The organism is Psychrobacter immobilis (assembly GCF_904846285.1).
GTDB classification, from domain to species: Bacteria; Pseudomonadota; Gammaproteobacteria; order Pseudomonadales; family Moraxellaceae; genus Psychrobacter; species Psychrobacter immobilis_D.
The window spans coordinates 24,247-47,532 of sequence record NZ_CAJHAD010000001.1 but is presented as its reverse complement, the minus strand read 5'-3'; the positions used below and the strand labels follow the sequence as shown (position 1 = coordinate 47,532).

Genomic DNA, 23,286 nt, shown 5'->3' with positions numbered 1-23,286 from the left:
TACAATGCTCCTGCCAACTATAAAGCGCTCATTAACTATTATCAGCTTGTCTGTAGCAGTGGGATTAATGGGTTGCCAGTCTGCGCCATTGAATAGTATCCAGCAGACCACTATCGTCAACGCACCTGTTATTAAAGATAAATCTAACTTTACTGACGAGATAGTAATTAAAGAATCACAAGTAATGCAATGGGTAGCTCACTATGACTGGCAATTGGCGCAAGTAATTAATCAAAACGGTAACATAGTCGATATCGAAAATTTTGCACCGATTACCTTAGCAATAGAACCTAGTGCAGTCAGATTTTATCAAGGCTGTGAACAATATATGATGGATTTTCAGTCGGTGTCCGCGCCGCCTTATCCCTATTATTCTCATCTTGCCAAAGTTCCAGCGAACTGTAACGATGACAATGACCTTGATAATAAAACTGTGATTACAGAGGATAATAGTATTCAATCGTTATTTGTTAAGTACGCACCTGTTAGGCTTAATTTTGAGTTATTGCCAACTTCGCATTTAACATCAGAATCAGCGCCAGTCGCCATACAAGCTGCCCCTAAACGTTTGGCACTTAATATCGAAAACGGTAATCGCCTAATTTTTATAGGCTCACCTAAAGCATTAGCAGCTCCCACTGGATTGCCCATTACTAACGAGTTATTAGAGCAGTATCATTGGACGCTGGTGAGTGCCGTCAGTAATACTTATGAGGCAAAAGGGGAATTAACTAGAAAATCTTTGGGCAATTTTTATCACCCTGAGCACCCTATTTCAGCGAGCTTTGAGAGTTGGCCTAACAATCAATACGCATCCTTTAGCTCAGGCTGTAACGGCTCGCGCGCGCCCTATTTTTTACTCAATGATAATACTTTCAAAGTCGGCACCATCATCAGCACTGTAATGGGCTGCGGTGAGACAGGCAATAGAATCGAGTCCGCTTTGTTTGATTTGATGCGTGATAGCAGCAGTCAGCTAACGCTAAGTTTGCAACCCTCACAGCCAATATCGCCAATATCGCCAATAGCAGACAATCAGACCGATATGCCTCGTTATAATTTATTGCAAACGATGGCAACAGGCGAAACCTTAGTATGGCAAAACGAAGTAAAGAAAATACCGTAAACCATTTGCAAACCCATACGATACTTACATTTATTAACCGATTGTTGCGCATTTGATGAATAACTATATCTAACGCTTGGCTATACTGGTTGCGGTATTAGGTAATATTTGAATATTTTAACTAAAACTATAGAAATTCATCATAACGATTAAATATAAATGGAGATAATAATGAATAAGACGATGCTTGCAAGTGCCCTATTATGTGGTTCAGCGTTTGTAATGACGGGTTGTCAAACCGTCGAAGGTCAAATGCAAACCGGCAATCCACTTAGCCAACCTGCGCTAAAATCTACTATCAATGCAGTCGCTGGTAATAAAAATGAAGTGGGTCAAGTATTCCTACGTCCAGTTGATGGCGGCGTACAAGTCTACGGTAAGCTCATGAACCTGCAACCAGGTAAAACGGTATCACTACACATCCATGAAACGGGTAGCTGTGCTGATATGGGTAAAGCGGCAGGTGGTCACTTCAATCCAGATAATAAACCGCACTCTAACCCTGATGATATGAATGGTCATGCGGGCGACTTGCCGAACTTAACCGCCAATGCCGATGGTGTTGCTACTATCAACTTTGTAAATAAGAAAATCTCCGCTGCTGATGCCGGTAAATATAGTGTTAACCGTTTAGCATTTATCGTGCACAGCGGTGTTGACGACTATACTAGCCAGCCAGCTGGTAATGCAGGCGATCGCGTTGCTTGCGGTATCATCGAAAAGAACTAATCGTATTTAGCCAATAACTTTTAAAGCTCAATACTGTTAGTATTCTTCAAATTGATAGCATAAAAAAACCTCTTAGATTATCTAAGAGGTTTTTTTATTTAAAGCGATTTATGGTAAAAGTAAAACAGGCTTACTCTTCTACCCATTCACCATTACGCCAGTACACCCCCCAACGGGTGGCTTTGCCGTTTTTCTCAGAGCCGATATACTGCTCTTTTTTCTTGCGTGACCAGCGTAGAATCGTTGGATTGCCATCAGGGTCTTCATCTGGACCTTCAAACAAATACTGGAACTTATCTTCCATTTTATTTTTGATCTCTCGCAGCTCAGCAAGCTTTGGCGGACGTGTTTCGCGTACTTTCGGGAACTTAGATGCTGCTAAGAACATCCCAGCCGCGCCCTCACGCAAGATAAAGTAATCATCGTGCTTGGTTGATTTTAGCTCTGGCAGATGAATAGGATCCATACGCGGCGGTGCAGCTTCGCCGGTTTTGAGCACTTTACGGGTATTGTCACATTTCTGACAAGCAAAGTAAGGACCAAAGCGTCCGGTCTTTAGCTCCATCTGTCCATCACATTTATTACAGTCAATGGTCGGTGCATCTGACCCCGGTACTTCAAATTTACCTTCTTCTAGTATATAACCGTCGCAATCTGGGTTATTACCACAGATATGTAGCTTGAGACCACCGTCGACGATATAACCATTCATGGCCGTACCGCATTTTGGGCAGCGCTTTTTCTCCATCAAATCTTTAACTTCAGCCGCTTCGTCATCACCCTCGGCATCGTCAAGATTGGCAAACGCTTCGACCGGCATTAAGTTCTTAGTGCCTTTACAGCGCTCTTTTGGCGGTAAATTATAGCCAGTACAACCTAAGAATACACCCGTTGAGCCGGTACGTAATTGCATCGGACGATCGCAAATATCGCAATGTACATCTGGCACATCGGTTGGATCATTCGGACGCATGCCGTCTTTTTCTTTGGCACGATCTAGGGTCTTTTTAAAGTCGCCATAAAAGTTATCGAGGACATCTTTCCAGTCGGTATCGCCTTCAGCGACATGGTCAAGCTTGTCTTCTAGCGCAGCGGTAAAGGTATAATCCATCAAGTCTGGGAAACTTGCCGTCAATCTATCAGTGACGATATCACCCATTTTTTCGGCAAATAAACGCTTATTTTCAAGCTTCACATAACCGCGATCTTGAATGGTCGAGATGATAGAAGCGTAAGTCGATGGACGACCGATACCTTTTTTCTCAAGCTCTTTGACCAAGCTTGCCTCAGTATAGCGCGGAGGTGGCTTGGTAAAGTGTTGGCTTGGATCAAGCTTATCTAGCGTTAATTTATCGCCCTTTTTAACATCCGGTAATAAAGTATCGTCGGTCTTCGCCGGTGGCATAACTTTAGTAAAGCCATCAAATACTAAAGTGCGACCACGCGCTTTTAACTCCACATCATTGGCAGCAACAAACAGATTCACTGACAAGTATTTTGCTGGCAGCATCTGACAGGCAACAAACTGACGCCAAATCAACTCGTACAGACGGATGGCATCACGCTCAACGCCCTTAAGCTGTGTTGACTTCATATTGACGTTAGAGGGACGAATGGCTTCATGCGCCTCTTGTGCGCCTTGTTTATTGCCATAGAAGTTTGGCTTTTCTGGCACGTATTTTGCGCCATAGCTGTCTTCAATATAGCCACGTACCGCCGCCAATGCATCACCAGACAAGAAAGTCGAGTCGGTACGCATATAAGTAATATGACCGGCTTCGTATAAACGCTGCGCCAAAATCATGGTTTTCTTAACTGAAAAACCCAATCTTGTACTGGCTGCTTGTTGCAAGGTCGAAGTAATAAACGGCGCACTTGGACGTGATTGCGTTGGCTTCTCTTCGCGCTCTTTAACAATAAAGTCGCTTGAGTTAAGTACTGCTAAGACTTTATCGGTCTGCTCTTTATTGACGAGCTTTAGCGTTTTGCCACCTTGCTTGGTCGCTTCTAGACGAATGGCAATTTGCTCAGCATCTTTTTTACCGCTAGCGACGTGAGTATCAGCATGAATCTGCCAGTATTCTTCTGGAATAAAGGCGCGAATCTCATGCTCTCTTTCCACAACCAAACGCATGGCAACCGATTGGACACGACCTGCTGACAGACCGCGAGCAACCTTTTGCCACAATAATGGCGATACCATAAAGCCAACGACACGGTCTAAAAAACGCCGTGCTTGTTGGGCGTTAACACGGTCAATATCGAGCTTCGATGGTTGTTTAAAAGCATTTTGGATGGCAGATTTGGTAATCTCGTTAAAGACCACGCGCTCATATTTACTGTCTGGACCGCCGATAACTTCTTTTAGGTGCCAAGCAATCGCTTCCCCTTCTCTATCCATATCCGTTGCGAGATAGATCTTGTCAGCGTCTTTGGCTAAGGCCTTAAGCTCTTTGATAACCTTGGTTTTATTGGGCAATACTTCATAGACTGCTGCCCAGTTATGTTCTGGGTCGACGCCCATGCGCCGGACCAATGCTTGCTGGGTTTTTTCTTCTTTGCTTAGGCTGTCATCTTTTTTGCTTGCGGCAGGCTTCTTCGCGCTTTTGCTCGCGCCCACTGGCAAATCACGGATATGACCGATACTTGAGCGTACGATAAAGTCGTCGCCTAAGTATTTGTTAATGGTTTTTGCCTTGGCGGGTGATTCTACAATCACCAAAGACTTGCCCTTTGGGCTGTCTTTAGTTTTGTCAGCAGCCGCAGCTGGACTTTTTTTGGTTGCGGGTTTTGCCATAAGTGACGACACCATAATAAGTAAATTAAAATAAGGATAAATTCGGCAGCTGGCAATTTATAATAGTTAGTTATAATGGCTCAGCGAATTATTGTAGTAAGGGCTGCCGATAAAAACGGTTATAAAACAAACAATAACCATAACGCATAGATACAGTTATAAAGACGTTACACTGCTAAGCATTAAGCTGTCAACTTAAAATGACTGAGAGTTTGCCAAAAGGACTTGCATATTGCCTCTTAATGGAGACGAAAAATTGATTTACTACCCTGACACGATTTTCATAAGCTCTTTTGCATCTGTAGCGCCCACTCTTCAAGCTTCTGTTTAAGCAATAATAAATCACTCTCAATCAATTTTTGCTGATAAGCAGGATTGGTCGCAGGACGCACATAGGCAATATCTTCCCAATAAATTACAATGCTATTAGCCTTTGTCAATAAGCCTTTTACATAGGGCTCAATACTGACGGGTAAATCTAGTGGCACTTTATCCAAACGAAAATTGGTCTTCTTAACCGTCGTATGATTATTGCTTTGACTAGACCGAATAGTAGTTGGAATATTGAGCTTAGTCGCATCTGTAGTGGTATCGACAAAACTGCTATCTGGTCGCCATTGCCCATCAATCACTTGATAGCGTGTATATGGCAGCTGTGTATCATCGAGCACCAAGCAATATTGACCCATCATCCCGCGACCATACTCGTTGTCTTTACCCTTTACCCAATCTGGGCAAGTCACCAATTTAGGATTGAGTTGTAAGCGACGCGCGGTCATGCGCAGCTTATCCAAACGCTGGTCGATTCCGCTAGGTTTGAGCGCCATCATACTCCCTAATACGAATAGTACAATGGCGATCGCAATCCACATGCCCATAACAGTCTGACCTTTTAACTTAATTAGTGTAGTCCTAGCAATTAAAACAGGATGAATAACCTATTAACGTGGTTATTTATATAAAAAGCTTAATTATAAACCTCTATTAGCGATACAGCTTTTATCAGCTATATAATAGCTACGTGCTTATAATGCGCGTAAACCTTTAAAAATCAAGCGGTCGCAAATACTATCGCTGATAAGTAGCTAAATATTGAGCAAGACTGATACCCACCAATGCGCTGCTATTTATAGTGCTATATCAAATACTTAGTACAGAAAACGCCTCATTTACCAACAAGATGCAAGAAGTTGACTATATAAAAAAGTGCTATGATAAACCATAATTTTAAACACGCGCAGGTTTATTATGAATTATCTTCTTAAGCGAAACTCATCGACCGCCTCACAAAAGAGTAAATGCGTCGGTAAAATCATGCGTAAACCTCGTCTTACTATCTCGCTAATGGGCGCGGCTTTATTTGCCTTATCCGGCTGCGCAACCACCCAAAGTCCAACGCCTGAACAATGCCAAAATAGCAACTGGCAAGAGGTCGGCTATGCTGATGGTATCCGTGGGCGCTCAGGCGCTTACTTTGGTAACTATACCAATCAATGCGCAAGCGTCGTTGGCGCAACGCCAAACCGCGTATTGTGGGAGCAAGGACGTCAGCAAGGGCTGAAAAATTACTGTACTGAGCTCAATGCTTATAAACTTGGTCGCGAAGGTTATGATTGGCAGCCTGTCTGTCCGCTCGAAGGTATCGAAAAGCTCGAGGAAGCGTACTCCCAAGGGCGCTACTATTATATCCGCCAGCGTGACTTTGATTATCTGCGCTCGCCTTATCCGTTTGGTTATGGCTCTGGACGCTTAGGTTACGGTTATCGCCCATTTGGCTATGGCTGGTAATCGCTATATAAAGCATTCAACTTATAAGCTATTCGCTTCGCTCAAAGGCAGCCGAAAAAAAGATAACCTCGCAAGGTTGCCCAAGCGAGGCCGGAGAAAAGAGTTATTATTTTAATTATTCTTGTTATTGTCTTGGTTATTTTTTTATTGCTAAGCCTACTGGTTTATCTTGGCAGTCTGTTTTTCTAGAGACTGTTTTTCTAGAGACCATTCTTCTAAAGGCTTTTTTTCATAGCGCATTTACTTTTAAGTCCTGCACGTTTTAAAAAATTACTCGTTAACAAAAGCAATCTTACTTAGCCCCGCTTGGCTGGCAGCCGCCAATACTTGCGCCACGGTATCATACTTACCTTCTTTATCAGCGCGCAGCTGGATAGACGGATCCTTACCGCTCGCCGACTGCGCTTGCAGACGCGCTGCTAATTCCTCCATGCTAAGAGGCTCATCATCCCAAAATAAACCTGCATCTTTATCAATGCTAATTTGAATGGCTTCTGGCGGCGCTTGGTTTAGCTCAGCACTGGTCTTTGGTAAATCTAAGGGTACGGTTGGGTTTAGCACCGTCGCCGTCAATAAAAAGATAATCATCAATACCAGCATGATATCGATAAGCGGAATAAGGTTCATCTCATTCATGCTTTGAACGTCATCATCACCCAATTGAAATGCCATAATTATTCTCAATATCGTTAATTAGAATCTTTGCCACTCGTGCTTTTAGCTGATTTTCGCGTTGCTTTTCTAAACTGCTTTAGCTTAGCGCTTCTTTGTTAAACAATCATGACAACTGCGATGGCGCTGACTTACGATAAAGTTCAGATGACTGAACAGCTTGTTGCTCAGAGCTCACACTTTTGGTTGATTGTGTTTGAGTCGTACTAGACTTACTGTTTGCTGTTGATTGCTGAGCTGATGGTTGCTGAGAAGCCGCGATGTCGGCAGATTGCGCCAACAAATCATGCGCTCTATCGTTGGCATGGTACATCACGCGGCGATTGATGCGCACCGCTAGGTTATAAAACACCACCGCTGGAATGGCAACAGCAATCCCCAAACCCGTCATAATAAGGGCTTCACCAACTGGCCCTGCTACTTGTCCCAAGCCCGCTTGCCCACTAACGCCAATATTATGTAGCGCATGAAAAATACCCCACACCGTGCCAAACAATCCGATAAATGGTGCAATTGCTGCCGTTGTACCAAGGATAGGTAAACCGCGCTCACTGGCAAAACGGTAGCGACCGATATGCTTAAGTAAGGTCTGCTCAATCACCAAACGCCGCGTCGCACCATCCGTATCAATCAAACGTGCGCGCCTGCTATGAATCTGCGCACTCAAATCATCGGCGACACTAGCGGCCAGTTTGCGACTTTGCAGTATACGAATGATACCGGTCACCCAAGAGACGATAGATAAGGCAAGGAGCAAGAAAAATAAGGTTCTGGTCACCATATCGCTATATTGCCAGTAGGTCGTAAAGTCCATGTCAGACTCCTTAAAGTGGGATGTCATTACTTGTTATTTTATAATTATCGATAACAGTTGGCGGCAATAATGTGTGCCACTTAGATATCTTGATAACTGGTTTTTGTATCTCTATGGAACTGCATAAGCGATGGGCAATGTCACATTACCGACCACTGGCACACCGTTTTTGCTAAAGGGTTTGAACCTACCAGAGCGGACTTGGCGCTGTGCCTCTTTATCGACCAGTGAATTTCCTGATGATTGGGCAATTCGCACGCTATCGATACCACCTTGTTTATTGACCCTTAGTATTAATACCACATTAAGCGTATCGCCTGAACGGGCTCGCTTGGCGGCACGCTCAGGGAAGCTAAAGTTTGGTGCTGATGCCCAATTGGCATTGCTGGCGGTAAAATTGACAGGCTCATTACTGGCCGCCGCCGCAGCTTTGGCGTCGGCATCTGCTTTTGCTTGAGCCGCAGCTTCCCTTTCAGCCTTTGCTTGTGCGGCTTTTTGAGCGGCCTCTTTTGCAGTGTTCGCATCTGCAGCAGCTTGTGCCTCGCGGGCAGCTTTGGCGTCTGCGACTGCCCTAGCATGGGCATCTTGAGCGGCTTTTTCCGCTTGTGCCGCTATTATCTTACGTTGCTCATCGGCCATCGATGTATCTATTTTAGGGGATTCTTTCTTAATAACGTCAGGCTTTTTGTTTTCTACTTTAGCAACAGGTTCGACATCAGCCGTTTTGTTCCTTATCTCTGTTGGCTTTGCTGTCACTACTTTAGCCTTCGGCTCTGCTATTGGTTTTTGTTTTGGCTGTGGCTTAGGCGGCTCTATCCGCTCAGGCTCTACTATTGGCTGAGTCTTTTGCTGAGCGGCTGGTTGGTCCGCTTTTACCTCAGGCTCGGTATTTTGAGCAGGCAATGAGATTAACTCTATCTCGATAGGCAGCGTTTCTTTGATAGGCTCAATTTTAGGCTCAGACGGTTTTATCGTTACCAAAGCAACGGCCGTGAGCACATGTAATCCCACCACAACGATAATAGCGATAAGTATTGCTTTCAGTGGTGGCGCGTCTAAATCCGTTGAACTCATAACACCCTAACATTTAACCGTCATAGAATGGTGTCGATAATAATGCAAACGATAATTATTATCAATAGTAAATTTCCAATATCTTTAGTCTAATATCTCATATTCTAGAAGATTCGGGTCAGCAAAACCCAATCTAACTAATCGCTACCACCTTATAGCGTAAGCATTTTATAAGATTAATATAGTAAAAACTGTCAACGTTAATAAAAACCATTATCATTGTTGTTGATAATAAGTCTCAATTACTTTATCATGATGGCTGTTTTATGATACTTATATAAGCAATTTATAGAAGCAACTTATCATAAAAAACCAATTATAAAGCAACGATAGAAAACAGCCTTGATAAGTTATAAGTTGATTCATTATTTAGCAGTTTTTATTTAGTATTTTTCCTATAAGACTGCCCAACCCTTTGATAAACCGAGTTATTTATGCCTAATACTTTATGCTCAAACCACAACGCTAGCCCCCTTTTTAAGCGTCCTTTATTAGCTGCCATGATGACAGCGCTGATTGCCAGCATTGGCATGGCGGGTTGTAGCTCGCCTGAATCGAATGACTCTGAGCCAGCAGATGCCAAGACTGAGAACCAAACGGCTGATAACGCCTCAAATGTTGCCAATAATGACAATGTTTCTGTGGCGACTATTGCCGTCGATACGACAAAAGGTAAGGTCGACTTGGCAATGAATCCGTCACCATTGGTCGTTTATGACATGACCTTGATGCAAGATTTGGCGGCACTTGATGTGGCTGTCGATGGCATGCCAAGTGGGCTGCATTTAGATAATCTACACTCAAAAACTCAGCCTGAACCAAAAGCCGTCGGTACGGTATTTGAGCCAGACCTTGAAGCCTTGAACGCTATGCAGCCACAAGCTATTTTGGTCGGCTCACGGATGGCAGAAAAATACGACGCGCTATCAAACATTGCGCCAACGCTTGATATGACCATTGATACGGCAAATATTTATGAGTCGAGCAAGCAACGCCTGCATGATTTGGGCGCTTTATTTGGTAAAAGCGCTCAGGCAGCGAAACTACAAGGCAATATTGATGGTCTTATCGCTGACACTAAAACCCTAACCAAAGATAAAGGCAAAGGCTTAGTGGTTATGGTGAATGGCAATAAGCTGTCCGCTTATGGTGATAAGTCGCGCTATGGTTTTATTCGTACGGTATTAGATATCCCGATGGCTGATGACCAAATCGCCGACGCGCGTCACGGTCAGCCAGTATCTTTTGAATATCTACAAAAGACCAATCCAGACTGGCTATTCGTCGTCGATCGCAGTGCAGCAATTGGGGAAGATGGCGCTGGTGCAAAAGCAGTATTGGACAATCCATTGGTCGCCCAAACCAATGCTTGGAGTAAAGGACAAGTGGTTTACCTTAGCCCAGACTCTTACCTAGCATTCGGTGGTTATTACCAATGGATAAAGGATTTGACCACCATCAAAAACGCCTTTTCTGGCACCAAATAAACGCGATAACTATATAAGCCATTCTTCTTAGTTACCCATTAATAAGCCAGTAGCCGTTATGTCGTTATTTTCACCTCGTGCTCAAGCCAGCGTTAAAACCAGCTCTACTCTGCCAGCTGCGCCATCAAGCTGGCAGCCGAGTGCAAGTAGTGTCAGCCGCTACGCCCGTGATAAAAAGCGCCGCGCTGCGATACCGCCGTGGTTAATAAACACAGCCAGCCTCATTATTATGGGGCTTTTGGTATTACTAAGTTTATCTATCGGAGTGGCAGATTTTTCGTGGTCAGGTATTTTGCAAAGCCTTGTGAATCACAGCGCCAACTCTGATAGCTCACTGTTGTTGGTCAGCCGCATACCGCGTACCGTTGCCATTATTTTGACAGGTATCGCCATGGCGGTGGCAGGGATGATTATTCAAGTGGTGCTCAAAAACCGCTTCGTTGAACCATCTATGGTTGGGGCGACCCAAAGTGCAGCGCTGGGATTACTGGTTGTCAGTTTATTGTTCCCTGCCAGCGCGCTCATCGTAAAAATGGGCGTTGCTACCATTGCGGCAGTCGGTGGCATGATGCTCTTTATGCTGCTGATACATCGCGTTCCGCCGACGGATTTTTTGATGATTCCACTGATTGGTATTGTCTTTGGTGGCATTATCGAGGCGATAACCACTTTTATCGCCTACCAAACTGAATCATTACAGATGCTTAGCGTTTGGCAATTTGGCGACTTCTCTTCGGTATTAGCCGGACGTTATGAGCTACTTTGGTTGACGGGCGCACTGTGCGTGCTGGCTTATATTATCGCCGATAAACTGACCATCGTCGGTTTGGGCGACAATATCGCGCTAAACTTGGGGATTAGTAAACGGCAAGTAACGGGGCTTGGTGTTGGCATGGTGGCGATGATGAGTGCTGTGGTCGTCGTAACGGTTGGTATGATTCCCTTTATCGGCTTGGTCGTACCCAATATCGTTAGTCGCATCATGGGCGATAAGTTACGCCGCAGCTTGCCCGCAGTTGCACTCTTGGGCGCATCAGCCGTATTACTTTGTGATATTATCGGGCGCTCGATTCGTTATCCCTTTGAAGTGCCTGTGGCGACAGTTTTTGGTGTGGTCGGCACAATGCTGTTTTTATGGCTATTATTGCGTGCGCCTGCTGAGCAATAAGCTATCTCACAATCGTGTAGCGCCTTAACTATTAACACTTTTCTTCATTTATTCGTCCTGTTGTCTGACTAGATAAGCGTGGCGTTGTTACTATTAAAGGTAGCAAAGTAGGATTTACGTATGTTTTCACCGTCTAAGCATAACTTTATAAATGACAATTCTACCAAGACTGGCTCGGCAAAAAAGAGCGCTCTAGCAAATGCTACTTTAGACAATGACAGCCTTGAAGATACTCCTCGTCAAAATCCTTTAGCAAAACTTTGGACCTTTATCGCTGGTCATCCAAAATCCATTGCCGCGATTATCTTACTCATCTCAATGACACTGTTTTTGACACTTAACGTCAATGGCTATTGGGACTTTGCCCTGCCATTACGCGGTAAAAAATTACTGGCGCTACTGGTCGTCGGTTATGCCATCGGCGTATCGACCTTACTTTTTCAAACCTTAACCCACAATCCTATTTTGACGCCCTCCTTATTGGGCTTTGACTCACTGTATGTGTTATTACAAAGCTTATTGGTGTTCTTTTTGGGCGCCATTAGTTTTACCAGCATCAACCCCATTGCTAAATTCACCCTTGAAATCGTCCTCATGTTTGGCGCGTCGTTATTGTTATTTCGGCTGTTGTTTTCAAAAAGCAGTCAGGATTTGACGCGGCTGATACTGGTAGGCGTTATCTTTGGCGTGTTGTTTCGCAGCTTATCGGCGCTGGTTGCACGGCTCATTAACCCCGATGACTTCGTGGTTGTCCAATCGGCCAGTTACGCGCAGTTTAATACGGTCAATCCGCAGCTTTTGGGCATTAGCTTTGTTATTTGCGTCATCAGTGCGCTATTTATCTGGCGCTGGCGCTATCAATGCGATGTCTTGATGCTGGGCAAACCACAAGCAATTAACCTTGGTATCAACTATCAACGCCTCGCATTCGGGCTATTAACGGTCATTGCGGTATTGGTCGCTACGGCAACTGCCTTGGTCGGTCCGGTGACTTTTTTTGGCTTACTGGTCTGCGCCTTGACCAATCGTATCGCGCGCCATATGTATCACAGTGAGCGTCTGATATTGGTCAGCTTGGTGGCGATGATTTGCTTGGTCCTCGGTCAAACCATATTTGAGCAAGTGCTCGGCATGGCAGGCGTATTGTCAGTGGTGATTGAACTGGCGGGCGGCTTGGTATTTTTATTATTAATATTTATGACCTATCGCCGCTAATGATGACTTTTTAAAGCGCAATGGTTAAATTTTTCTAAAAACAAGAACTGCTATGATTAAAATAAATAATGTCTCCCACCATATTGGCAAACAGCAAATCCTGCATGACATTAGCCTGTCTTTACCGCCCTCGCAAGTGATTGCCTTAATAGGGCCAAATGGTGCGGGTAAATCGACGCTGTTTTCGGTGATGGCGCGCTTGCAACCGTTACAATCAGGGCAGGTCAGTTTCGTTATAGGGAATGAGGAGCATGATATTGTCAGCTGTCATGCACGAACGCTGTCTAAGACCGTAGCCATGCTTGGGCAAGACAACCAAGTACAAGGTAGGCTGCGTGTGCATGAGCTGCTGATGTTTGGGCGCTATCCTTATCATCAAGGACAACCAACGGCTGATGATCAGCAAAAAGTGCAGGAAATTATCGAACGCTTTGAGCTTGAGCCGTTAGCCGAGCGCTTTTTATCGACGCTCTCTGGGGGTCAGCGTCAACGCGTGCTGATTGCGATGATTGTCTGCCAAGATACACCGTACCTACTCCTTGATGAACCGCTCAACAATCTAGATATGTACCATGCTGGCCGTCTGATGCGTGAGCTGCGCGAATTGAGTCATACTGAGCAAAAAACCGTGGTGATTGTCTTGCACGACATCAATCAAGCTGCGCAATTTGCCGATACGGTAGTGACGATGAAAGAGGGTCGCGTACTGGCAACCGGTGCGCCTGTTGATGTACTCACGCATGAAACCATGAAAGAGCTATACAAAGTCGATGTGACTGTCCTTAACCATCAAGGCCGACCCGTGATTGTCGATACGGTTTAAGTACGGGGTGTTTTATAACTGTTTTTTAATAGCTGGTTTTCCGTAATGGTTTGAAAATTTATTTTTAATGGTCAATTTTTGCTTTAATCGGCTTTGACGAGCTTTGACCCATAAATACACACCGGTAGCGGACAAAACTGCCACGGCCAATCCTATCATTGCTAAGAATATTTGATACAGTAAATGAGCATTACCCTGTCCAATATGCCCCATGTGCAAGGTTGAGAACCATTGGTCGATTTTATTGCCAAATGCGCTTTGATAACCCAAATTAACCTTTTCGACTTTGCTAGTCGCCGCAGCCACGGTGATAGACGAAGCACCACCGTGAGTGCCGACATCTTTATCGGTTTTAAAGCGCATTTGCCATTGTCCCTCCTCCGCAAGCCAGCGTATACCCAATGTCTGCTGTAAGGTTACGCCGTTTTTTTGCGCAGCAATATGCGCTTGCTCAGTTAAATACGCAATACTATTAGCTTTATTGATCTTGGATTTATTAGCAAAAGCTTCACTACCCGTTTCAGTGTTCATTGGTGCAACGGCTGACATAACCTGCTCGCTCGATCTATCTGTTGTCTTTGACTTGCCTTTTTCTTCTCTTTTACCCTCTCTACCTTCAAACCCGACCACTACTTGCATCACAGGTTGATAGACCGATTTTAAATTAAAACCGACACTCGACCACGCAATAATAAATAGCATCAGCCACAGCCATAAACCAAAAGCGTGATGCAAATCATAATTGAGCTTAAAGGTATTGGTTTTGCGGCGGATTTTCCACGCCGGTAGCCAGCGCTTAATAAAAGACGCACGTTTTTTAGGCGTAGTTTTAGGTACAGTTTTTTGCGACACTTTTTTATTGTTAACCGCCCTAGGAAAGGTCAAGTAAAAGCCAATAAAGCAGTTAATCGTCCAAATAAGGGCTATCACACCTAGCATCAGCTTACCGATATCGCCAAGCAATAAATCACGGTGTAACCAAAACACTTTCCACATGGTATTACGCCACGCCCACGCGTCTTTATCACGCGTTCCTACGATATCGCCGTTATAAGGATTGACATAAACCTCTTGAAACAGGGCTTTAGGTTGATTTCTAGCGCTTTGACCTCTGGCTCTATCGACCGAAAATAATGCAGATTTATCCGCTTCTAATGATGTTGGCATACTAGAAAAATTGTACTCTGGATAGGCGGCGACCACCTTATCGTGCAGGGTTGCAATAGGAAGCTGTGGCGCATCTTGCCGCTCAATCTGAGCCAATTTATAATTAAACATATCATCTAGCTCTTTATGGAAAGCCAATAACGAGCCAGTAATGCCAGCCATGATTAAAAAGCCTGCCATCACAAGCCCAGTATAACGATGAATCCATAGACAAATACGGCGCATATTCGATGCAAAAGAAGATAATGAAAGTGAAGTCATGAGTGCTGATTCTTTATGAATATATAGGGTTAATGGGGCTACAGCCGAAGCGTAATGTTTAAAAATAAAGCTTGAGTGCCAAAAAATGGTGATAAAAAAGCCAGCTCTTTTTTATAAAAAGCTGGCTCTTTTGCGACTAGAAAATAAATACAGGCTTAAAACTGATACGTCAATGACGCTTTGATATTACGACCTGGCTCGAAGTCAGTAGCAACATCATCAATCGGGTTTAGGCGAGATGAGTGGCTAGCGTAAGCTTCATCGAAAAGATTGTAAACGCCAACCGTCGCTTTTAGTCCTTCAATTTGTTTTGGCGAATAGTTCATAAAGATATCATGAACGTCATAGCTTGGTTTTTCAATATCATTCGCGCTAGTATTTGGCATCACTGAAGCGACATAGGTACTGCGCCAGCCAATATCTGTGGTCTCCGTTGGACTATAAGCCAAATTGACCATATATTTATCACCTGATTCTGAGCTGCTTCCGGTCACTGATGGAATACTATAGCCTGTTTTATCGCCTTTACTGCGCGCTCGTGAATAGCTCAAACCCATACTAAAGTCATTCATTTTATAGTCAGCAGCCAGCTCGACGCCTTTGATCTTATAATCTTCATCTTTATTGATGACACCTTGGCAATCGCCACCTGGCTGTCCATTTGCACAGTTCAAGCCCGGTCTTGTCCCACCTGATCTCACAAATTCAATGTAGTTTTCAATATCAGTTTCAAAGTATTTACCGCTTAGTTGCAGTGCATCACCAGTTACTGTTAGGTCGCGCAAGGTTGTGATAATACCTACTTCAGCGTTAGATCCTTCTTCTGCTTTTAAGTCATTATTAACGTACGTTTTATCACCATCTGAATTAAATATTGTTTGGCTTAAATCCGGACCATTAAATAACTGTGTGTAGCTAGCGAATACTTGCGTTAGTGGTGCAATTTCATAGCTTGCAGCAAGTGCACCGACGACATTATCATAGGTTTTGCCACCAGAAATAAACTCAGGAGATTTGTAGCGGTCATAACGCACACCAGGCGTTAAAGTAAGCTTACCATTTTGCCACTGGTCTTCTAGATAAACAGAAGTATTGGTTGCCTGATCTGAGCCTTTTTTGACGAAGTCGCGCTCCATCTCTGACTCTTTTTTATAATGCTCAATTCCAGATATCAGCTTGTGCGTGCCAACATTGGTAGCGATATCACTGGTATTTTGGATTTTTGCGCCTGTGGTTTGGACTTCAGCGTTAAAATCGAAACCTGGATTTGTAAGATATTCAGAATCGCGCAAAATACGGGTTTTAGTCTGATACACATTGGTATCTATATCAATCAGCGGATTGCTAGGATTAAACTTATAATCAATACCATAAGTATCGCGCTTCACCTGTTGCGGAATTGGAGCTTCCGAGCGACTCGGAAAGTCTGGACGGAATGGAAAAATCCCTTCTTTCTCAGTACGGCTAAAGCTTGCGCCTACATGATGGTCATTACCAACATAAGCACCGGCTTTTAATAAGAAGCTCTCGCTCTCACTGTCTTCAAACAACTCACGGCCTTCACCGTCTTCACCCGAACTGGTATCACGCTTGCCATAATAAGCCAATAAATCGACATTATCAGATGGTGCGCCAAAAACGGTGGCTGACGTCAATAGCTCATCATTATTACTGGCATAACCGGCTTTTAGCTTGGCACCAATCTTTTGACCGGGTTTAAGTAAATCAGCGGCATCGACCGTTTTAAAAGCAACCGCGCCGCCAAGTGCATCATTACCGAGCGTGACAGAGTTGTTACCCACCGCCACATCCGCTTGTTTGAGCAAATCAGGATCAATGGTGATATCGCCCATATGATAGAACAGCTTGCCTTCTTGGCGCGCGCCATCAATGGTGACTTTTAGGTTGCTGTCTTCAAGACCGCGAATACGAATGCGCTGGTTGACCGATGACGTACCGCCTATGGTCACGCCTGGTACCACATTTAAAAAATCGCTTAAATGGCTCGCTTGCTGTGCAGGCGTATAGTCTTCGACATCGACGCCATCCTCTTGCACCTTTTCACGTACCGAGCTATTGGCCGTCACTGTGATGGTTTGTAGGGTGGTACTAGGCACGTCCGCTGCCGCAACCGCCAGATGTGAACACAGGATTGCTGAAACAGCGACCGATAACACCGTTAATTGATTAGAAAATGTTGCTGACTTAACTTCACGCATAACACACTCACTTTACTTACTATTAGGATTGAAGGATTTAAGCGCCACTTTAGAAAGACAGTTTGAAAAAGATCGTTTGGGACTTTGCTTTCTTATGCTCTATTAAAATCTTTATCATTTTTTGATTTATAACACCTACGAAATCAATCTATATACAAATGACATGATTAATAATAATGATAATGATTAGCATTTAAAATATGACAGGCATAATAACGAAGTATTAACAATTTGGCAATAAATAATGTGAGAAATTGAGGTTTTTGATAATCTCGCTCAAAAACAAGGGAGTGAGAGTTGCTAGAGTTTATAAAAGCGCGGTTAAAAAATAGTTAAAAGGATGGGGATAAAAGCATTGGGATAGAAGAATTTGAACGTAAGGCATCCCTGATATTGAGTTAATAATAAATTGATGAGAAAATCGTGAATATAAAGGTTGGTCGCCATGCTAACGACATCTCTCGTACCAATACGCTTATGACTTGTTTTTCTTGTACTACTGTACTAGAATACTGAAACAAGACAGCATCTTGCTTATTATCCTGCCTACTACTAAGATTAAATATTATGAGCACCAATCCTTATCGCAGTTTACTGAACCATTTAGCCAACTGTAATGACAGCGCCGCTATCGACGAGCTATTTACTGCATTATTGACCGATAAAGAACAACAAGAAATCTCCAATCGTATTCGTATTTTTGACTTACTTGAACGCGGCATAACCCAGCGTGAGATATCTGAGCAGCTCGGCGTTGGTATCGCCACTGTGTCGCGTGGTGCTAAAGCCATGCAAGCGCACGATGTCAGCGCTTTACTAAAGTCTCATAGAGACAATATATCTATAAAAAGCACACCTATAAAAGACGCTTAATTCATCAAAAATTATGATTTCTTTTTGCCATATTTTTATATGATAAATCATTGAACTATTTTGGATATTGTTATGACCTCTCCTACTTCCAAGCCTGACCAACCTGCTGCTATCGATATTCCTAGCAAACCACAACGTATTAAACTCACGCAAGATATTGACTTTTTCGCCTTATTTAAGCGCATTGAGCGTGCTTTTGAGACCTGTTATTTACTCGAATCATTGGGTGAAGATGGTCATATGGCGCGCCATCATGCCATTGGTTTTGACCCCGTTATGACCATTGCCGCTATCGACCGTACTACCTTAGCGATTACCGATAATAAAACGGCTGAAACCAGTCATTATCAAACGGACAACCCGTATCAGCTACTACGCACAATCACCCCGCAACACGTCATTGCTCGCGACCAAAGCGGTGGACTGGTCGGCTATTTGGGCTATGACAGTGTCAATTTCTTTGAGCCAAGTGTCAATGCGAAGTCCAGTGATGATTTTGAACCCTTTAAATTTGGCGTCTATTTGGATGGGCTGACCCTTGATAAGATGACCGGTGAGATTTTCTATTTCTATTATCCAACTGCGCAGCAAGACAATCGTATCGAGCAAATCAAAGCCTTGCTTGATGCGCCCATTCCAAGTTACGAGCCGCCCACCGTTGAGTTTTTGGGTGATGGTATGAGCCAAGAAGAGCATGCTAAAGTCGTCATGCAAGTGAAAGAAGACATTATTTCTGGGCGTATTTTTCAGTGTGAGGTGGGCTTTAAATCCAAATATCGCATTGTAGGCGACAAGATGCCGATTTATGAAAAGCTGCGTACGGTCAATCCTTCACCGCATATGTATTTTATGAAATTTGCTCAGCAGTGCATCATTGGCGCTTCCCCTGAGCTGCTATTTCGCTTGCGTCAAGGTGAGATGGAAACCTACCCACTGGCAGGCACCGCCAAGCGCGGCGCCGATATAGTGGAGGACCGTAAGCTTGCCCGTGCTTTGCTAAACGATGCTAAAGAGATTGCCGAGCACAATATGCTCGTTGACTTGCACCGTAACGATATCGGCCGCGTCGCGCGTTTTGGTACGGTAAAGGTACGTAACCTAATGGATATCAAACGTTTCTCACACGTCCAGCATATCTCCTCAGAAATCGTCGGGATTTTGCATCCTGATGAGGATATGTTTAGCGCCCTTGCCAGCAACTTTCCCGCCGGTACTTTATCAGGTGCGCCGAAAGTAGAAGCAATCAAGGTTATCAATGAGCTAGAGCCTGATGGTCGCGGTGCTTATGGCGGCGCGCTAGGCTCATTTAATTTTAATGGCGATTGTATTTTTGCCATTCCTATTCGCAGTCTATTTATCAATGGTGAGTCGGCTTATGCGCAAACCTGCGGCGGTAATGTTTACGACTCCAACCCTGCTGATGAATACCTAGAAATCCAGCGCAAACTGTCGGCTATGAAAGTAGTCTTAGACAGCTTTATGCCTACGTAAATTCATTATATTTTTGCTAAAGAGCTTATGCCTTATGAATGTTTTAATTATCGACAACTACGATTCTTTCACTTTTAATCTTTATCAATATATCGGTGAGATTTTACAGACGATGGACAGTGATAAAGACGGCGCTAAAGAAGCAGCCAACGTCATCGTCAAACGCAATAATGAGATTACCTTGGCTGATGTGCAGGCGATGAACCTTGACCGTATTATCATTTCACCCGGCCCTGGCGCACCTGATGACCCCGCCTATTTCGGTATTTGCGCCGAAGTGATTGAGGTGATGGGCAAAACAACGCCGCTTCTTGGTGTTTGCTTGGGGATGCAGGGTATCGCCCACGTATTTGGCGGTGATGTGGTGCGAGCCAGCGTGCCGATGCATGGCAAGGTTTCAGCCATTCGCCATGATAACGCAGGTGTCTATCAAGGCTTGCCACAAGAGATAGAAATCATGCGCTATCATTCGTTAATGGTAAAAGCAGATACCTTACCTGACTGCTTAAAGGTCACTTCAGTCGTTGCTAATGATAAACATCATGATTTAAGTTTGGCTGAATCAGCGCAAGCAGGTGATGAGATTATGGGGCTACAGCATAGAGACTATCCGATTCAAGGCGTCCAGTTTCACCCAGAGTCGTTTGCGACTGAAGGCGCTAAGCGTTTATTAACGAATTTTTTATTACAGGTATAAATCATCATGCTTTTAAACCTAAATAAATCTCGCTTACTGACATATCAACGGCTGTGTTATACAAGTGTATTTACCAGCCTAATACTAGCTGCTTCTGTTAGCTCGGCCGTGACGCCTGTAAAAGCAAATTTTATATTAGGGATGGACGTACAAGGTCAACGCTTAAACCTTTACCATGGTTGTGGTGAAGGCCACGTCAGTTGTGATGATATGCTACTGGTTGCGCCAGATTTGGGACGCTTATTACAAACAGAGCAGCTTAGAGAAAGAAAAGATAAGTCGCCATATACCGTCAAGCTATATCCTACCAAGACCAAGCATAGCTTGTGCAACGATGGCGTGACTCCTTGTGGCTTTCAGGGCTATCGTTTCAAGGGTAAGGAGGTCAATGGTTTTATAGATCCTGCAAATAGCGAAACATATATAGAGAATAATCGGACGCAAGAAAGCGCTACTTTCTCCTATAAAGAAAACTCAAATTATTTGCCATTGGCTTCGCAAGCTGAACTTATTGATAGGTTATACCGAAATTCTGACAAGGAATTAAATGATAACTATCTATCGGTTCGAGGTAACATAATAAAAGTATATGGACCAGTTTTGGCCAATAAATTCAAAGAAGATCAGCTTAAATGGGTTGTTAATCGTTCAAAAGATTGCGGCGCTGATGCTAAGCATCTACCAAGAACCCAAGCTGAAAAAGTCTGTTTTATTCAAAAGAACATTAAACAAATGGAAAATTATTTTTATTGGATTGATTAAGGTATGTCTTCATTTTAATAATAGACTTCTTACATAAAATAAGTGTTTTAGCAGTATTTTTCAGGCAGTATCGAGTTACTTTAGCATCAATAATACCTATTTAGGAATCATCAAACACGTTCTGATATAAGTGGTTCCATTATAGCGGTCTGTTTTAAGTGGTCTACTAATAGATTTAAAGGCTAAAATAACTGGTTGCACTGGGGTATTCTATTGAAAAGCCTTGAATCAAAAGCTATCACTGGCTATTTAGAGAGCTCAAATTACCCTTTTCCTCATCCACTTACAAAATAGCATACAAGCCATAAATATGATGAATAAAAAACCAGCTCTGCTTGTATCAGACAAAAACCTAAAGTTAGTAACTCAATTTTTGATGATAACTTATGTTCTTTGTTTATTATTGCCTGCTTACAAACTAAGTATAATGGTAGGAGATGGTCAAGACGGTGGAGGTATGGGTACTCTAATATTGGGTACGTTATACTTACCTTTTGGTCTGATGTATGGAGACTACGGGATATTAGCTATTTGTGGTAACTATATATTCTTCTACCTTGTTATTCGGTTACTTACCATACCAAACTATTCGACCAAATTTTCAGTCGTTTTAGCTATCTTGTTGTTATGTTCGATAGCTTTAAGTTTCTATGATGTTTTTCCTGTCAACTACACTTCAAACGGGCATATAGTGGCATGGGGATATGGTGCTTTTGCTTGGTATTTTAGTTTGTGTGCCATGTCTTTTTTAATACTTTATCGTTTTTTTGTTAAAAAAACACCGCATATTTCATGGTTTATATTGGTATTGGTAGTAAGCTTCTTGTGCTCTCTAGGTTTGCGATATTATCAATATCACTATTGGGCCGATGAATACCACAAAAAGTATTTCTTTGACGCTGTATGGTTGATGCGTATGCGTATGCTGAGCCACATTGGGATTGTTTAAGATTCAACAATCTGAGAGAGTATAGAAATTCCGAGGTGCTTCATACATCTGCCAGATCGATGCCTATACAGCGCACTAGTACATCTAAAGATTCAAGTCCTCATAGGGAACCATGCTCATTCCCATAACAGTCTTTATAGTAAGCGATTTTAGAACAAAAAAGCCACTGGATTGGTTGAGCTAAAATAGCGATACATTCATACAGATATATTTAACAGGTATTAGGTAATATTTAACATATACTCATTTCGAACGTAAACGATAAAGGCTCATGCAAGTGGTCTAATGCTGGTAAAAATAAGGAATAAGCCAAAAAAAATCATCAGCCGATTGACTGATGATTTTTTTATAGCTTAGTACCTGACAACTGAATATATGGCTTATAGCTGAATGCGCTGCAAGAATGCTTGCGTACGCGGATGCGTTGAATCTTCAAATAGCTGCTTGGCGCTACCCTCTTCGACTATATGACCGTCTTCAATCAAGACCACATGATCAGCAACATCACGGGCAAAATTAATCTCATGGGTCACCACAACCATCGTCCAGCCTTCAGAAGCCAGCTGCTTCATCGTTCCAAGTACATCTTGTACCAATTCTGGATCAAGTGCCGAGGTTGGCTCGTCAAACAACAATAACGACGGCTCAATAGCGAGCGCACGAGCAATACCAATACGCTGCTGCTGACCACCAGACAACTGGAACGGATACAGATCTGCCTTATCAGATAAGCCGACTTTATGGAGTAATGCCAACGCTTGCGTGCGGGCTTGCGCTTTACTTTGCCCTTGTACTACCGTCGGCCCAAGCATGAGATTTTCAATAGCCGTCTTATGAGGGAACAAGTTATAAGACTGAAACACCATGCCAGATTTGCGTTGCAGCGCGAGCAAGGTTTTCTTTTTCGGCTTAGTAGCAAAATCGACCGTCAAGCTACCATCATCAAAAGCTATAACCCCTTGATCAGGAATTTCGAGCGCATTTAAACAACGCAAAAACGTGGTTTTACCCGACCCTGACGGCCCTAAGATGACCACCACTTTGCCTTTTTCGATGGTCAAGTCGATACCTTTTAATACTTGATTGCTACCAAAGGCTTTATGAATGTTGCTGACTTGAATCATAAGGTTTCCTGTTGCACAGATAATGCTAAAACTATCATAAAGTGAGTCAG

General features: G+C 43.4%; 20 protein-coding genes. 12 read left to right on the top strand and 8 right to left on the bottom strand.

Annotated features, from left to right (window positions below; translation table 11 throughout):
- The first annotated feature begins 4 nt into the window (after positions 1 to 4).
- Together JMX13_RS00220 and JMX13_RS00215 are read left to right on the top strand one after the other, a co-directional pair.
- Entirely contained in the window at positions 5 to 1,126 is a 1,122-nt protein-coding gene (locus tag JMX13_RS00220; protein WP_201608829.1) for an META domain-containing protein, read from the top strand.
- A 171-nt stretch (positions 1,127 to 1,297) separates the two neighbouring features.
- The gene (locus JMX13_RS00215; RefSeq protein ID WP_201608828.1) at positions 1,298 to 1,855 is read left to right on the top strand and encodes a superoxide dismutase family protein; all 558 of its coding nucleotides are present in this window, start codon (positions 1,298 to 1,300) and stop codon (positions 1,853 to 1,855) included.
- 130 nt (positions 1,856 to 1,985) lie between these two features.
- Here JMX13_RS00215 and topA read toward each other — a convergent pair whose 3' ends face one another.
- Complete coding sequence (gene topA / locus JMX13_RS00210; protein WP_227686147.1) at positions 1,986 to 4,652, bottom strand: type I DNA topoisomerase; 2,667 nt, start codon at positions 4,650 to 4,652, stop codon at positions 1,986 to 1,988.
- Between the two features lie 281 nt (positions 4,653 to 4,933).
- Positions 4,934 to 5,530 carry a hypothetical protein gene (locus JMX13_RS00205; RefSeq protein WP_201608827.1) on the bottom strand — a complete coding sequence of 199 codons (597 nt, stop codon included), beginning with the start codon at positions 5,528 to 5,530 and terminating at the stop codon, positions 4,934 to 4,936.
- Between the two features lie 370 nt (positions 5,531 to 5,900).
- Here JMX13_RS00205 and JMX13_RS00200 point away from each other — a divergent pair, with 370 nt between their 5' ends.
- Complete coding sequence (locus tag JMX13_RS00200; RefSeq protein ID WP_227686146.1) at positions 5,901 to 6,440, top strand: DUF2799 domain-containing protein; 540 nt, start codon at positions 5,901 to 5,903, stop codon at positions 6,438 to 6,440.
- A gap of 270 nt (positions 6,441 to 6,710) precedes the next feature.
- On the opposite strand, the gene JMX13_RS00195 is transcribed toward JMX13_RS00200, so the two are convergent.
- The 3 genes from JMX13_RS00195 to JMX13_RS00185 all read right to left on the bottom strand — a co-directional run bounded on the left by JMX13_RS00195 (position 6,711) and on the right by JMX13_RS00185 (position 9,000).
- Entirely contained in the window at positions 6,711 to 7,112 is a 402-nt protein-coding gene (locus JMX13_RS00195; protein WP_201608826.1) for an ExbD/TolR family protein, read from the bottom strand.
- A gap of 106 nt (positions 7,113 to 7,218) precedes the next feature.
- On the bottom strand, positions 7,219 to 7,926 hold the full coding sequence (locus JMX13_RS00190) for a MotA/TolQ/ExbB proton channel family protein (protein WP_201608825.1): 708 nt from the start codon (positions 7,924 to 7,926) through the stop codon (positions 7,219 to 7,221).
- Positions 7,927 to 8,037: 111 nt separating this feature from the next.
- Complete coding sequence (locus JMX13_RS00185) at positions 8,038 to 9,000, bottom strand: energy transducer TonB (RefSeq protein ID WP_201608824.1); 963 nt, start codon at positions 8,998 to 9,000, stop codon at positions 8,038 to 8,040.
- A 434-nt stretch (positions 9,001 to 9,434) separates the two neighbouring features.
- On the opposite strand from JMX13_RS00185, the gene JMX13_RS00180 reads away from it, so the two are divergent.
- From JMX13_RS00180 to JMX13_RS00165, 4 genes are all read left to right on the top strand, one after another.
- Positions 9,435 to 10,487: a siderophore ABC transporter substrate-binding protein gene (locus JMX13_RS00180; protein WP_201608823.1), complete on the top strand. Its 1,053-nt coding sequence runs from the start codon at positions 9,435 to 9,437 to the stop codon at positions 10,485 to 10,487.
- Between the two features lie 58 nt (positions 10,488 to 10,545).
- Positions 10,546 to 11,655 carry an ABC transporter permease gene (locus JMX13_RS00175; protein WP_265088380.1) on the top strand — a complete coding sequence of 370 codons (1,110 nt, stop codon included), beginning with the start codon at positions 10,546 to 10,548 and terminating at the stop codon, positions 11,653 to 11,655.
- Positions 11,656 to 11,775: 120 nt separating this feature from the next.
- Complete coding sequence (locus tag JMX13_RS00170; RefSeq protein ID WP_201608822.1) at positions 11,776 to 12,870, top strand: iron chelate uptake ABC transporter family permease subunit; 1,095 nt, start codon at positions 11,776 to 11,778, stop codon at positions 12,868 to 12,870.
- 52 nt (positions 12,871 to 12,922) lie between these two features.
- Positions 12,923 to 13,693: an ABC transporter ATP-binding protein gene (locus JMX13_RS00165; protein WP_201589227.1), complete on the top strand. Its 771-nt coding sequence runs from the start codon at positions 12,923 to 12,925 to the stop codon at positions 13,691 to 13,693.
- Positions 13,694 to 13,705: 12 nt separating this feature from the next.
- Here JMX13_RS00165 and JMX13_RS00160 read toward each other — a convergent pair whose 3' ends face one another.
- Entirely contained in the window at positions 13,706 to 15,121 is a 1,416-nt protein-coding gene (locus tag JMX13_RS00160; protein WP_201608821.1) for a PepSY-associated TM helix domain-containing protein, read from the bottom strand.
- A gap of 155 nt (positions 15,122 to 15,276) precedes the next feature.
- On the bottom strand, positions 15,277 to 17,340 hold the full coding sequence (locus JMX13_RS00155) for a TonB-dependent receptor domain-containing protein (RefSeq protein WP_201608820.1): 2,064 nt from the start codon (positions 17,338 to 17,340) through the stop codon (positions 15,277 to 15,279).
- Positions 17,341 to 17,907: 567 nt separating this feature from the next.
- On the opposite strand from JMX13_RS00155, the gene JMX13_RS00150 reads away from it, so the two are divergent.
- The 5 genes from JMX13_RS00150 to JMX13_RS00130 all read left to right on the top strand — a co-directional run bounded on the left by JMX13_RS00150 (position 17,908) and on the right by JMX13_RS00130 (position 22,112).
- On the top strand, positions 17,908 to 18,213 hold the full coding sequence (locus JMX13_RS00150) for a Trp family transcriptional regulator (protein WP_201608819.1): 306 nt from the start codon (positions 17,908 to 17,910) through the stop codon (positions 18,211 to 18,213).
- A gap of 72 nt (positions 18,214 to 18,285) precedes the next feature.
- On the top strand, positions 18,286 to 19,704 hold the full coding sequence (locus JMX13_RS00145) for an anthranilate synthase component I family protein (protein ID WP_201608818.1): 1,419 nt from the start codon (positions 18,286 to 18,288) through the stop codon (positions 19,702 to 19,704).
- A 34-nt stretch (positions 19,705 to 19,738) separates the two neighbouring features.
- The gene (locus tag JMX13_RS00140; RefSeq protein ID WP_201608817.1) at positions 19,739 to 20,401 is read left to right on the top strand and encodes an anthranilate synthase component II; all 663 of its coding nucleotides are present in this window, start codon (positions 19,739 to 19,741) and stop codon (positions 20,399 to 20,401) included.
- 108 nt (positions 20,402 to 20,509) lie between these two features.
- Entirely contained in the window at positions 20,510 to 21,163 is a 654-nt protein-coding gene (locus JMX13_RS00135) for a lysozyme inhibitor LprI family protein (RefSeq protein ID WP_201608816.1), read from the top strand.
- A gap of 310 nt (positions 21,164 to 21,473) precedes the next feature.
- Positions 21,474 to 22,112, top strand: a complete 639-nt coding sequence (locus tag JMX13_RS00130) for a hypothetical protein (RefSeq protein ID WP_201608815.1) — start codon at positions 21,474 to 21,476, stop codon at positions 22,110 to 22,112.
- 380 nt (positions 22,113 to 22,492) lie between these two features.
- Here JMX13_RS00130 and JMX13_RS00125 read toward each other — a convergent pair whose 3' ends face one another.
- On the bottom strand, positions 22,493 to 23,236 hold the full coding sequence (locus JMX13_RS00125) for an amino acid ABC transporter ATP-binding protein (protein ID WP_201608814.1): 744 nt from the start codon (positions 23,234 to 23,236) through the stop codon (positions 22,493 to 22,495).
- Positions 23,237 to 23,286 lie beyond the last annotated feature (50 nt).